This is a genomic window from Amycolatopsis sp. SID8362, assembly GCF_010550475.1.
GTDB classification, from domain to species: domain Bacteria; phylum Actinomycetota; class Actinomycetes; order Mycobacteriales; family Pseudonocardiaceae; genus Amycolatopsis; species Amycolatopsis eburnea.
The window spans coordinates 14,494-27,496 of the sequence record NZ_JAAGNB010000235.1 but is presented as its reverse complement, the minus strand read 5'-3'; the positions used below and the strand labels follow the sequence as shown (position 1 = coordinate 27,496).

The window sequence follows — 13,003 nt, the reverse complement described above, 5'->3', positions numbered from 1 at the left end:
GTTCGCGGCCCGGCCGTGCGCCCGCCGGGTGAGGTGGGGCGGACCGGGTTCCGGTTGCCGCTGCCGGTCGTCGACGACCCGGCCGCCGCCGGGACGCGGGTTTCCGGGCTGGCCTCGGCCGTCGGTTCGCTGTCCCGCGGCGCTCTCGTGGCAGTGCCGGTGACGGGGACGTGGACCACCGAGTCGCTCTTCGACCTGCTGGTCGGGCTGTGGGACGTCCCGCGCGTCGCGGTGATCGCGCGGATCGACGGTGCCGAGCTCGGCGCCCACGACACCCCGGAACGCGCGCTGCTCGACTACCTCGACACCGGCGTCCCGCCGCTCTGGACCTCCCGCTGGCGCCCGCCCGGCGGCCACTTCGCGCTCCTGGCCGGGATCCGCATCGGCGCCGAAGGCACCTTGCTGTCCGTTGTGGACACTTATGCGTCGTTGGGCGACAACGGGATCCACGGCCAGCCGGTCGAATGGGTGACGGCGGCGCTGACCGGGCTCGGCGTCCTCGTGGTCGTCGACCTCGACCAGGCCGACGTCGTCCGCGAGGTGGCACGCGTCGCCGGGCTCAGTCCGTCTCCTTGGGACTGACCGCGGCTTCGGTGGCGAAGCGGGAGTGCCGCCTGCCGTAGGCGAAGTAGATCACCAGGCCGACCGCGAGCCACGCGGCGAACCGGATCCACGTCAGCACGTTGAGGTTGAGCATCAGGTACAGGCACGCCAGCGCGGCCAGGATCGGGACCACCGGCGAGAACGGCACGGAGAACGGCCGGTCCAGGTCGGGACGGCGGCGGCGCAGCACCGGGACCGCCACCGCCACGATGATCATCGCCGACAGCGCGCCGATGCTCACCATGTCGGCCAGCTCGGAGATCGGGATGAACGCGGCCAGCACGGCGATCAGCGCCGCGCCGCCGATCGTCATCCGGTGCGGGGTGCCCCAGCGCGGGTGCGCCGTGCCGAGCGCCTTCGGCAGCAGGCCGTCGCGGCCCATCGCGAAGCCGATCCGCCCGATCGTCACCAGTTCGACCATCATCACCGACGTCAGGCCGGTCACCGCGCCGAGCGAGATCAGCGCGCCGACCCAGTGCTGGCCGACCCGGTCGAACGCGTCCGCCAGCGGCGCGCCCGTGTCGATGTCGGTGAACGGGATCATGCCGGTCAGCACGATCGACACGCCGATGTAGAGCAGCGCGCACACGCCGAGCGCGCCGAGGATCCCGACCCGCAGGTCCTTTCGCGGGTTCAGCGTCTCCTCGCCGAGGTTCGCGAGAGCTTCGAAACCGGTGTAGGCGAAGAACACGACCGCGGCGGCGGTGACCATGCCCGCGATGCCGTACACCGACTGTTCGAGACCCAGCGCGGCCTGCACGATGGGTTGTTCGAGCACCGTCGTGCCGGACTCGGGGGCCTGCGCCGGCGGGATGAACGGCGTCAGGTTGGCGCCCTTGACGAAGAACAGGCCGACCGCGAGCACCAGCACGCAGACCGCGACCTTCACGCACACCAGCAGGTTGGTCAGCCAGGCCGACTCCTTGATGCCCAGCACGGCGACCACGGTCAGCACGGCGATGATGAGCACCGCGCCGACGTTGACCTTCGCGTCTTCGCCGAACCACTCCGGCGACAGCCCGAGCAGGTTCGCCAGGTAGCCCGACCAGCCGCGCGACACCACGGCGGCGCCGAGCGCGAACTCCAGCAGCAGGTCCCACCCGATGATCCAGGCGAACACCTCCCCGAGGGTCGCGAAGGCATAGGTGTAAGCGCTTCCCGCCGTCGGGACGCTGGAGGCGAGCTCGGCGTAGCACAGCGCCGCGAGCCCGGCGACGACCGCGCCGAGCACGAACGACAGCGTCACGGCGGGCCCCGCGTGCGTCTTCGCCTCGACGCCCGCGAGGGTGAAGATGCCGGTGCCGATGATGATGCCGACGCCGAACCCGACCAGGTCGCGTCCGCGCAGCCGCCGCTTGAGCTCACCGGAGTCCTGGCGGGCCAGGACCTCGTCCACGTTCAGCGTTCTCCGCACACCCATGAGGAGAAGTTAAAAGGTCACGGAGGTTTCCGCAGATCGGCGAGGGTCAGCCCGTTTTCCTGCGCGAGGATCGCGGCGTGCACGCGGGAGTGCAGGCCCAGCTTGCCCAGCACGCGCGATACGTGCGTCTTGACCGTGGTCTCGCCGATGTACAGCCGGGTGCCGATCTGGTAGTTGGACAGGCCCGCGCCGAGGCAGGCGAGGACCTCGCGTTCGCGGTCGGTGAGGGTGCAGAGGCCGTCGGGCGCCGGTGCCGGTCCCCGGGTGGCCGCGGCGAACGAGCTGATCACGCGCCGGGTGATCTGCGGGGCGAGCACGCCCTCGCCGGCCGCGACCAGCTTCACGGCCTCGATCAGCCGCGGCGCCGCCACGGACTTGAGCAGGAACCCGGCGGCACCGGCCTGCAGTGCCCCGTCCACGTATTCGTCGAGGTCGAACGTCGTGAGCACGAGGACCTGCGTGAGCCCTTCGGCGACCAGCTGGCGGGTGGCGCTGATGCCGTCGGTGCCCGGCATCTGCACATCCATCAGCGTGACGTCGGGGCGGAGGGCGCGGGCCTGCCGCACGGCGGAGGCGCCGTCGGCGGCTTCTCCGACGACGTCGATGCCCTCCGCGTGGTTGAGAATGGTGCTGAGGCCGAACCGGATGGCGTCGTGGTCGTCGGCGATGAGGACGGTAACGGTCATCGGGGATCGCTCACCGGCAGTTCCGCGCGGACCAGCCAGCCGTCGCCCTCCGGGCCGGCGGTGAGCTTGCCGCCCACGGCGTCGGCCCGTTCGCGCATGTTCAGCAGGCCGGTTCCGGTGCTGTCGCCGTCTTTCGGGTGGTAGACGTCGTTGCGGACTTCGACCGCGAGGACACCGTCGAGGTAGCAGACGTCGACGTCGACTTCCCGCCCGGGGCGTGCTTGACCGCGTTGGTCAGCGCCTCCTGCGTGATCCGGTACGCGGTCAGGTCGACCGCGGCGGGCAGCGCCACTGCGGCGTCCACAGTGGACCCCACGGTGACGTCGAGGCCGCTCGCGCGTGCCGACTCGACCAGCTTGGCCAGCTCGGCCAGCCGTGCGGGCACGGTCGAGCTCGCGTGTCCGCTCTCGGCTTTGAGCAACCCGATCATCGCGCGCATTTCCTCCAAGGCGCTCACGCTGTTTTCCCGGACCGACTCGAGGACCGTCCTCGCCAGCTGCGGGTCCGGCAGCGAGAGCGCCGCTTCCGACTGGATCGCGATCGCCGAGAGGTGGCCGGCGATCACGTCGTGCAGGTCGCGCGCCATCCGCCCGCGTTCGGCCGCGACCGCCGCCCGCCTGTCCAGCTCCGCGATCTTCGCCAGCTGCGCGGCGTTGGCCCGCTCGGTCTCGGCGATGTCCCGCTGCTGCCGGACGTTCGCGGCCCACCACACCGGCGTGACGACGAACGGCAGCACGCTCACCGCGGCCAGCACGGCCACGCGCCACTGCTGCGCGAGCAGCAGCACCGCGGCGAGCACGCCCACCACCGACAGCGCGGCGACGCCGATCATCACCCGGCTCGTGCGCCGGGAGCCGTACAGCGTCGCCGCGTACAGGAAGTCGGTGTAGATGATCAGCACCGGCAGCGACGGGCCGAGCCAGATGTCCGCCGCGACCACCGCCGTCGCCAGGAGCAGCGCGCCCGGCACCCAGCGGCGCAGCAGCTCCAGGCCGCACAGCGCGGTCAGCTCCAGCAGCCGCACCCACAGCGGAGCGTGGTCGTACCCCGCCAGCAGCCGGTGGATGCCGGCCGCGTACACGCCGAAGCCGACCGCCCACGTGGTGAGGGCGATCAGGGCGTCCTGCTGCCACACCGGCAGCGAGCGAAGGCGAGGGAACTGCATGTGATCATCCCAGCACATCGCGTGCCGGGTCCGCGTCCTACGAAGTGATGACGCCCGGTCCTCACTTCCGACGACGCGCCGGAGCCGCCGCGTGGGCGAACGTGGAGGGGTGAACGGAATTGGGGAGTTCTTCGCGGAGAACCCGATGGCGGTCGTGATCGCGGCGGGCGAGATCGGGTTCTGGGTGTTCATCGCGGCCGGGCTGGCCGTGCGGTACGTGCTGCGGGCGCGCCGGGCGTCGGCGGTGCTGCTGGCGATGGTGCCGCTGGTCGACGTGGTCGTGCTGGTGGCGACGGCCGTCGACCTGGCGGGTGGGGCGAAGGCGAACTTCACCCACGGCCTCGCGGCGGTGTACCTGGGGTTCAGCGTCGTGTTCGGGCCCGGCCTGGTCCGCTGGGCCGACGAGCGCTTCGCGCACCGCTTCGCCGGCGGACCGCCACCACCGCCGAAGCGGCGGGGGCGGGAGAAGCTGCGCCACGAGTGGCGTGAGTTCTCCAAGTGCGTGCTGGCCTGCGGGCTGGCGGCGGTGGCGCTGCTCGCGGCGATCCTCGCGATCGGCAGGCCGGACCAGGTCGCCCCGCTGTGGTCGTGGTTCCCGCGGCTCGGCACGGTGACGGTGATCTGGCTGGTCACCGGTCCGCTCTGGGAGGGGCTGTTCGGGAAGCGCGAGGAGGTGCGGTCGTGATCGAGCTGCTGGGCATCCTGCTGGTGGTCCAGGGAGCGGGCGGGTTGCTGAACCGGCTGCTCGGGGCGGGTTCGCCGAGCTGGTTCGTCCAGCTGCACCTGCTGCCGCCTTCGCTGCACGTGGTGGCGAGCGTGGTGATGGTGCTCGGCGGAGCAGTGGTGTTGTTCGCGATCCGGGGAAGGAAGGGGAAGGGATGAGGTATGGACGAGGGGGCGGGAACGGCCGCCGGGGTGACGTCGGACCGCGTGGATGGCGGGAACGGCCGGGCACCGGAATGCTGGGGCCGTGCCCGATGAGATCCCCGCCCGACGTGCCCTGCAGGAGCTTGCCGACCGGTATGGCGTCGCCACCCGGTACGAGAACGCCGACCAGGTTTGGGTCGAGGTGGACGACGAAGTCGTCGTCGCCGTTCTCGGGCAGTTCGGGGTCGACGCGACCAGTGCCGATGCCATCGCCGAGGCCCTGGCCGCCGCCGAACCCGGGGCCGGGCTGCCGCCGGCGATCGTGGTCAAGGAGGGAGTGACCAGGGCGCTGCCCGGGGACGCCGAGGTCGTCCTGGAGGACGGGACGCGCCGCCAGGTGAGCGGGGAGCTGCCCGGCGACCTGCCGCTCGGCTGGCACCGGGTGGTGACCGCCGAGCAGGACGTCGTGCTCGCCGTCGTGCCCGCGAAGCTGCCGGTCGTGCGACCCGCGTGGGGGTGGATGCTGCAGCTCTACTCCTTGCACTCGGCCGGGTCGTGGGGCATCGGCGACTACGCCGACCTCGCCACCTTCGCGGCGCGGTCGGCGGCTGAGCTGGACGCGGGGGTGCTGCTGGTCAACCCGGTGCAGGCGATCAGCCCGGCGCACCCCGTCGAGCGGTCGCCGTACTCGCCCGCGAGCCGTCGGTTCGCCAACCCCGTCTACCTGCGCGTCACGGCCACCGAGACGTTCGCGCGGGCCGGCGCGGCGACCCAGGCGGCCGTCGAGTCGCTGGCGCCGGACCGCGAAGGTGACCTGATCGACTACGACGCTGTCTGGACCGCCAAGCGAGCCGCGCTCGAACTGCTGTGGCCGCACCACGTGGAGGAGGTGCCCGAGGACGAGGACCTGCGCGAATTCGGTCTCTTCTGCGCGCTCGCCGAACTGCACGGCGCCGACTGGCGGGACTGGCCGGAGGGCCTGCGGGAGCCGGCCGGGGCCGAGGTCGAGCAGGCCCGCGAGGAGCTACGGGACCGCGTCGCCTTCCACTGCTGGCTGCAGCACCTGTGCCGCGTCCAGCTGGAAGCGGCGCGGCGAGCCGCCCGGGAGGCCGGGATGAGCGTCGGGATCGTGCACGACCTGCCGGTCGGGGTGCACCCGGGCGGGGCCGACACCTGGGCGGTGCGGGACGTCTTCGCCGCCGACGTGCGGGTCGGGGCGCCGCCGGACGCGTTCAACCAGCAGGGGCAGGACTGGAACCTGCCGCCGTGGCGGCCGGACAAGCTGGCCGAGGCCGGGTACGCGCCCTTCCGGGACGTCATCCGCGGGGTCCTGCGGTACGCCGACGGCATCCGCGTCGACCACATCGCCGGGCTGTGGCGGCTGTGGTGGATCCCGCCGGGCGAGCCCGCGCACCGCGGCACCTACGTGCACTACGACGCCGAGGCGATGGTCGGCGTGCTCGCGCTCGAGGCGCACCGGGCGGGCGCGGTCGTCGTGGGGGAGGACCTGGGCACCGTCGAGGACGTCGTCACCGAAACCATGCACGAACGGGGCATGCTCAGCTCCGCCGTCCTGTGGTTCGAACGGGACTGGGACGCGCCGGGCAAGCCGTTCACCCCGCCCGCGAGCTGGGACCCGGACGCGATGGCCAGCATCTCGACGCACGACCTGCCGACCGTCCCGGGCTGGCTGCGGAGCGAGCACGTCCGGGTGCGCGCCGAGCTGGGGCTGCTGGACCGCGGGGTCGAAGCCGAAGAGAAATCGGCCGCCGCCGAACGGGCCGCGCTCATGGAACTCGTTGCGCGCGAAGGGATTCCGGACGACGACCCGGTCGTCGCGCTGCACACCCTGCTCGCGGAAGCCGCGTCGCGGCTCGTGCTGACGTCGCCGGCCGACGTCGCGGGCCAGGTGCGGCAGCCGAATCTGCCCGGAACCGTCGACCAGTACCCTAACTGGCGGATTCGCCTTCCCGTCAGCGTCGACGGCTTCTTCACCGCGAAGGGGGTTCGCGCCGCGGTCGCACCGCTGGCGGCGGCCCGACCGTTGCCCGGGTAACGGCTTCTTCGCGGCGCACGACTCACGTCCGTCGACACGGACGACACCGGCACGACCCAAGCTCGAGGAGACCCCAGTGCGGCCCTGGCCAGGAACGCCCTACCCGCTCGGCGCCACCTACGACGGAGTCGGGACGAACTTCGCCCTGTTCTCCGAGGTGGCCGAGCGGGTCGAACTGTGCCTGTTCGACGCCGACGGCAACGAGACGCGCCACGCGCTCGAAGAGGTGGACGGGTTCGTCCACCACGGCTACCTGCTCAACGTCGGGCCGGGGCAGCGGTACGGCTTCCGGGTGCACGGACCGTACGACCCGAAGCGCGGCTTGCGCTGCAACCCGAACAAGCTGCTCATCGACCCGTACGCGAAGGCCGTCTCGCACGGCGTGAAGTGGGACGAGTCGCTGTTCGGCTACCAGTTCGACAACCCGGACGAGCGCAACGACGACGACTCCGCCGGGCGGGTGCCGTACTCGCTGGTCGCCAGCCCGTTCTTCGACTGGGGCAACGACCGCCAGCCGAAGCGGCCGTACAACGAGACGGTCATCTACGAGGCGCACGTCAAGGGCATGACCGTGAACCACCCGTTCGTGCCCGAGGCGCTGCGGGGCACCTACGCCGGTCTCGCGCACCCGGCGGTCGTCGAGCACCTGCAGAAACTCGGCGTCACCGCGGTGGAACTGCTGCCGGTGCACCAGTTCGTCACCGACCACGGCCTGGCCGAGAAGGGCCTGACGAACTACTGGGGCTACAACACGATCGGGTATTTCGCGCCGCACGACTCGTACGCGGCGATGCCCGGCGAGGGCGGGCAGGTCCAGGAGTTCAAGGGCATGGTGAAGGCCTTCCACGAGGCCGGCATCGAAGTCATCCTGGACGTGGTTTACAACCACACCGCGGAGGGAAACCACCTCGGGCCGACGCTCTCGATGCGGGGCATCGACAACGAGGCCTACTACCGGCTGGTGGAGGGGGAGCCCGAGTACTACATGGACTACACCGGCACCGGGAACTCCCTCAACGTCCGCAACCCGCACACGCTGCAGCTGATCATGGACTCGCTGCGGTACTGGGTCACCGAGATGCACGTCGACGGCTTCCGCTTCGACCTCGCTTCGGCGCTGGCGCGCGAGTTCTACGACGTCGACCGGCTGTCCACGTTCTTCGACCTGGTGCAGCAGGACCCGATCGTCAGCCAGGTGAAGCTGATCGCCGAGCCGTGGGACGTCGGGCCCGGTGGCTACCAGGTCGGCAACTTCCCGCCGCTGTGGACGGAGTGGAACGGGCAGTTCCGCGACACCGTCCGGGACTTCTGGCGCGGCGAGCCGTCCACGCTGGGGGAGTTCGCGTCGCGCATCACCGGCTCGTCGGACCTCTACCAGGACGACGGCCGCCGCCCGTTCGCGTCGATCAACTTCGTCACCGCGCACGACGGCTTCACGCTGCGGGACCTGGTGTCCTACAACGAAAAGCACAACGAGGCCAACGGTGAGGACGGCCGTGACGGCGCCGACGACAACCGGTCGTGGAACTGCGGCGTCGAGGGCGAGACCGACGACCCCGAGGTGCTGAACCTGCGCGCCCGCCAGCAGCGGAACATGCTGGCCACGATGCTGCTCTCGCAAGGCGTCCCGATGATCCTGCACGGCGACGAGTTCGGGCGCACCCAGCAGGGCAACAACAACGTCTACTGCCAGGACTCCGCACTGTCCTGGATGGACTGGGAGCTGGCCAAGGACAACGCGGACCTGGTCAAGTTCACCGGCGGGCTGGGCGCGTTCCGGCACCGGCACCCGGTGTTCCGCCGCCGCCGGTTCTTCCAGGGCGGGCCGGTCGGCAAGGGCGACAAGCTCGGCGACATCGCCTGGTTCACCCCGGCAGGCGAGGAGATGACCGAGCAGAACTGGGACGACGGCTTCGGCAAGGCGGTCGTCGTCTTCCTCAACGGCAAGGCGATCCCGGACCTCGACCAGCGCGGCATGAAGGTCGAGGACGACTCGTTCCTGCTCGCCTTCAACGCCCACTACGAGGACATCGACGCCAAGCTGCCGGGCAACGGGTACGGCCAGCGCTGGACAGTCGTCGTCGACACCGCGACCGGCGAGGTGGAGCCCGCCGGCGCGGAGCCGATCGAAGGCGGCGGCCAGCTCACCCTCCCCGCCCGGTCTTTGATCGTGCTGCAGCGGACGGAGACGGAGCCCGAATGACGGTGCCGGAGTCGACCTACCGGGTGCAGCTGCGCCCGGAGTTCACCTTCGCCGACGCGGCCGGCATCGCCGGCTACCTGCGCGAACTCGGCGTCGGCGCGCTCTACGCGTCGCCGGTGCTGGACGCGACGCCCGGGTCGACGCACGGCTACGACGTCGTCGACCCGACGCGCGCGCGGCCCGAGCTGGGCGGCGAGGACGCCCGCCGCGAGCTGAGCGCGAAGCTGAAGGAGGCCGGGCTCGGCCTGGTCGTCGACATCGTGCCCAACCACATGTCGGTCGAGGTCCCGAAGGCGAACCGGTTCTGGTGGGACGTGCTCACCCACGGCCAAGACTCGCGGTACGCGGCCTTCTTCGACGTCGACTGGGCGCGCGGGCCGATCCTGCTGCCGGTCCTCGGCGACGACGACGCCGTCGCGGAACTGTCGGTCGAGGACGGCGAACTCGCCTACTACGACCACCGCTTCCCGATCGCGCCAGGGACGGAAAGCGGGACGCCGCAAGAGATCCACGAACGGCAGCACTACCGGCTGATCGGCTGGCGCCGCGGCAACGCGGAGCTGAACTACCGCCGGTTCTTCGACATCACGAACCTGGCCGCCGTCCGCGTCGAGGACCCGACGGTGTTCGCCGAGACGCACGGCGAAGTGCTGCGCTGGGTGGCCGACGGCGACGTCACCGGCCTGCGCGTCGACCACCCGGACGGCCTCGCCGATCCCGGCGGCTACTTCCGGCGGCTGCGCGAGAACGCCCCGGGCGCGTGGATCGTGGCGGAGAAGATCCTGCACCCGGGCGAGCCGCTGCCGCAGAGCTGGCCGGTCGACGGCACCACCGGCTACGACGCCCTGCGCGAGATCGCCGGCGTCTTCGTCGGCCCGGCCGCCGAGCCCGCCTTCACCGAGCTGGCGAACGAGCTGGGCGTGAAGACCGGCTACCACCGCGTCGAGGCCGAGGCCCGGCGCCTGGTCACCGACCGCATCCTGGTCGCCGAGGTCCGGCGGATCGCGGCGCTGCTGCGGGACGTCGACGCCGAGCAGGCGCGGCAGGCGGTGGCCGAGACCATGATCGCCTTCCCCGTCTACCGCTCCTACCTGCCCGAAGGCGCGGCGCACTGGGCCGCCGCGATCGCCGGCGCTCGCCAGGCCCGGCCCGACCTCGCCGGCGCGCTCACGGCCCTCGACGCGCAGGTCCGCGCCGAGCCGGGCGGCGAGCTGGCCACCCGGATCCAGCAGACGTCCGGCATGGTCGTGGCCAAGGGCACCGAGGACACCACCTTCTATCGCTACACCCGCTTCGCCGCGCTCAACGAGGTCGGCGGCAACCCGGACCGCTTCGGCCTCGGCGTCGAGGAGTTCCACCGGCTGGCCGCCGAGCGCGAAGCCGGGTACCCGGCCGCGATGACGACGCTGACCACGCACGACACCAAGCGGTCCGAGGACACCCGCGCCCGGATGGCCGTGCTGGCGGAAGTGCCCGGCGAGTTCGCCGAAGCGGTGCGGCGGTGGACCGCGAGCCACGGGATCGACGAGCCGTCGCTCAACCTGCTCGCCTGGCAGACGCTCGTGTCCACCTGGCCGATCGAGCCGGCCCGGCTGCGGGACTACCTCGACAAGGCGGCCAAGGAAGCCAAGCTCCGGACCAGCTGGACCGACCACGACGAGGCCTTCGAGGCCGCCGTCGCCGCCTGGCCCGGCAAGGTCGTGAACGACCCCGACGTGGCCGCGTTCGTCGCGCGGATCGAGCGGCCGGGCTGGAGCAACTCGCTCGGCCAGAAGCTCGTCCAGCTGACCGCGCCCGGGGTCCCGGACGTCTACCAGGGCACCGAGCTGTGGGACTTCTCGCTGGTCGACCCGGACAACCGCCGTCCGGTCGACTACGCGGTCCGCCGCGAACTGCTCGAGCGGATCGCCGGCGGCGAGCTGCCGGAGATCGACGCGTCGGGCGCGGCGAAGCTGCTGGTCGTGCACAAGGCGCTGAAGCTGCGCCAGGAGCACCCCGCGTTGTTCCGCGGCTACCGGCCGCTGCGCGCCGAGGGCGTCGCGGCGGAGCACTGCCTGGCCTACACCCGCAGCCCCGATCTGGCCGTCGCGGTCACCCGGCTGCCGGTCGGCCTCGAAGCCGCCGGCGGCTGGCGCGACACCGTGCTCCCACTGCCGGACGGCGTCTGGACCGACGTGCTCACCGGCCGGGACGCGACGCCGGACCTGGCCACCCTGTTCGAGCGGTACCCCGTCGCGTTGCTGGTGCGAGGAGACGCATGAGGTTCAGTGTCTGGGCCCCGGCCGCCGAGCGGGTCCGGGTCGCCGTCGACGCCGAGGTGCACGAGATGACCGCGGCCGACGGCGGCTGGTGGCACGCCGACGCCGAGGGCATCAACTACGCCTTCCTCCTGGACGACGACGAGAAGCCGCTGCCCGACCCGCGGTCGCGGTGGCAGCCGCACGGCGTCCACCAGGAGTCGCGGGTCTACGACCACGGCGAGTTCGACTGGACCGACGACGCCTGGCACGGCCGTCAGCTGCCCGGCGCCGTCCTCTACGAGCTGCACCTCGGCACGTTCACCGATGGCGGCACCTTCGACGCCGCCATCGACCGGCTCGACCACCTCGTCGACCTCGGGATCACGCACGTCGAGCTGCTGCCGGTGAACTCGTTCGACGGCACCGCGGGCTGGGGCTACGACGGCGTCCTCTGGGGCGCGGTCCACGAGCCCTACGGCGGCCCGGACGGGCTCAAGCGGTTCGTCGACGCGGCCCACGCGCGCGGCCTGGCGGTCGTGCTCGACGTCGTCTACAACCACCTCGGGCCCTCCGGCGCCTACCTCGACCGGTTCGGCCCGTACTTCGCCGGCCAGAACGACTGGGGGCCCGGCCTCAACCTCGACGGCGCCGGCTCCGACGAGGTCCGCCGGTACGTGATCGACAACGCGCTGAGCTGGTTCCGCGACTTCCACGTCGACGCGCTGCGCCTGGACGCCGTCCACGCGCTGCTGGACCGGCGGGCCGTCCACCTCCTCGAACAGCTCGCCACCGAGGTCGACGCGCTGTCGGCGGCGCTGAACCGGCCGCTGACGCTGATCGCCGAGTCCGACCTCAACGACCCGCGGCTCGTCACGCCCCGCGAGCGCGGCGGGTACGGCCTGCACGCCCAGTGGTCGGACGACTTCCACCACGCGCTGCACGTCAAGCTGACCGGCGAGACGAGCGGGTACTACACCGACTTCGCCGCGCCGGACGCGCTCGAGCGGGTTCTGCGCGAGGCGTTCTTCCACGCCGGCACCTGGTCGTCATTCCGGGAGCGGACCCACGGCCGGCCGGTCGACACGCGGACCGTGCCCGGGCACCGCTTCCTCGGCTACCTGCAGAACCACGACCAGATCGGCAACCGCGCGACCGGCGACCGGCTCTCGGCGACAGTCCCGGCGAACCGGCTGGGCTGCGGCGCGGCCATCCTGTTCTGCACGCCGTTCACGCCGATGGTGTTCATGGGGGAGGAGTGGGCGGCGAGCACGCCGTGGCAGTTCTTCGCCTCGTTCCCGGACCCCGAGCTGGCCGAGGCCGTCCGCACGGGCCGCCGCCGCGAGTTCTCCCGGCACGGCTGGGGCGAATCGGACGTACCGGACCCGATGGACCCGGCCACCGTGGACCGGTCGCGGCTGGACTGGGCCGAAGCGGACCAGCCGGGGCACCGCGAGGTGCTGGAGCTGTACCGGACGCTGATCCGGCTGCGCCGCGAACGGCCCGAGCTGGCCGATCCGCGGCTCGACGGCCTGCGCGTCGACAGCTCGCCGGACGGCTCCTGGCTCGTCCTGCACCGCGGCACGCTGCGGCTGGCGGTCAACTTCGGTCCCGGGCCGGTCACGCTCCCGCTCGGCGCCACGTCGGCCCTGCTCACCTGGGGCGGGGCCGAGGTCGGCGGCGGGGCCGCCGAGCTGCCGCCGGACGGTTTCGTTCTGGTCGAAACCCGATAACCGCACCGCACACGGCGCGCGAAGCGGCCGGTA

The 13,003-nt window shown here is 72.0% G+C and carries 10 protein-coding genes; 7 read left to right on the top strand and 3 right to left on the bottom strand.

The window, feature by feature from the left end; genetic code table 11:
• Positions 1-582: DUF6885 family protein (locus G3I65_RS07890; RefSeq protein WP_160695497.1), on the top strand; the 582-nt coding region annotated here is incomplete at its 5' end.
• On the opposite strand, the gene G3I65_RS07885 is transcribed toward G3I65_RS07890, so the two are convergent.
• The 3 genes from G3I65_RS07885 to G3I65_RS07875 form a co-directional block, all read right to left on the bottom strand.
• Entirely contained in the window at positions 560-2,023 is a 1,464-nt protein-coding gene (locus G3I65_RS07885) for an amino acid permease (RefSeq protein ID WP_166639794.1), read from the bottom strand. The genes G3I65_RS07890 and G3I65_RS07885 overlap by 23 nt on opposite strands.
• A 17-nt stretch (positions 2,024-2,040) precedes the next feature.
• On the bottom strand, positions 2,041-2,709 hold the full coding sequence (locus G3I65_RS07880; RefSeq protein ID WP_160695496.1) for a response regulator transcription factor: 669 nt from the start codon (positions 2,707-2,709) through the stop codon (positions 2,041-2,043).
• 100 nt (positions 2,710-2,809) lie between these two features.
• Positions 2,810-3,874, bottom strand: a complete 1,065-nt coding sequence (locus G3I65_RS07875; RefSeq protein WP_309235325.1) for a histidine kinase — start codon at positions 3,872-3,874, stop codon at positions 2,810-2,812.
• Between the two features lie 109 nt (positions 3,875-3,983).
• On the opposite strand from G3I65_RS07875, the gene G3I65_RS07870 reads away from it, so the two are divergent.
• The 6 genes from G3I65_RS07870 (at position 3,984) to treZ (ending at position 12,970) form a co-directional block, all read left to right on the top strand.
• Positions 3,984-4,559, top strand: coding sequence for a hypothetical protein (locus G3I65_RS07870; RefSeq protein ID WP_160695495.1), 576 nt, complete (start codon positions 3,984-3,986; stop codon positions 4,557-4,559).
• A complete protein-coding gene (locus tag G3I65_RS07865) occupies positions 4,556-4,756 on the top strand; it encodes a hypothetical protein (protein ID WP_160695494.1) in 201 nt (66 codons plus the stop codon). Before G3I65_RS07870 ends, G3I65_RS07865 begins: the two co-directional genes overlap by 4 nt.
• Positions 4,757-4,844: 88 nt before the next feature.
• Entirely contained in the window at positions 4,845-6,797 is a 1,953-nt protein-coding gene (malQ, locus tag G3I65_RS07860; protein WP_160695493.1) for a 4-alpha-glucanotransferase, read from the top strand.
• A 76-nt stretch (positions 6,798-6,873) separates the two neighbouring features.
• On the top strand, positions 6,874-9,000 hold the full coding sequence (glgX, locus tag G3I65_RS07855; protein WP_160695492.1) for a glycogen debranching protein GlgX: 2,127 nt from the start codon (positions 6,874-6,876) through the stop codon (positions 8,998-9,000).
• A complete protein-coding gene (gene treY, locus G3I65_RS07850; protein ID WP_160695491.1) occupies positions 8,997-11,261 on the top strand; it encodes a malto-oligosyltrehalose synthase in 2,265 nt (754 codons plus the stop codon). The genes glgX and treY overlap by 4 nt, the downstream gene beginning before the upstream one ends.
• Positions 11,258-12,970, top strand: a complete 1,713-nt coding sequence (gene treZ / locus G3I65_RS07845; protein ID WP_160695490.1) for a malto-oligosyltrehalose trehalohydrolase — start codon at positions 11,258-11,260, stop codon at positions 12,968-12,970. Before treY ends, treZ begins: the two co-directional genes overlap by 4 nt.
• Positions 12,971-13,003: the final 33 nt, after the last annotated feature.

Bases quoted from the DNA above. Each gene is read 5' to 3' on its own strand.
- G3I65_RS07880 (WP_160695496.1), bottom strand. From the start codon at position 2,709: ATGACCGTTACCGTCCTCATCGCCGACGACCACGACGCCATCCGGTTC.
- treZ (WP_160695490.1), top strand. From the start codon at position 11,258: ATGAGGTTCAGTGTCTGGGCCCCGGCCGCCGAGCGGGTCCGGGTCGCC.
- treY (WP_160695491.1), top strand. From the start codon at position 8,997: ATGACGGTGCCGGAGTCGACCTACCGGGTGCAGCTGCGCCCGGAGTTC.
- G3I65_RS07875 (WP_309235325.1), bottom strand. From the start codon at position 3,874: ATGCAGTTCCCTCGCCTTCGCTCGCTGCCGGTGTGGCAGCAGGACGCC.
- G3I65_RS07885 (WP_166639794.1), bottom strand. From the start codon at position 2,023: ATGGGTGTGCGGAGAACGCTGAACGTGGACGAGGTCCTGGCCCGCCAG.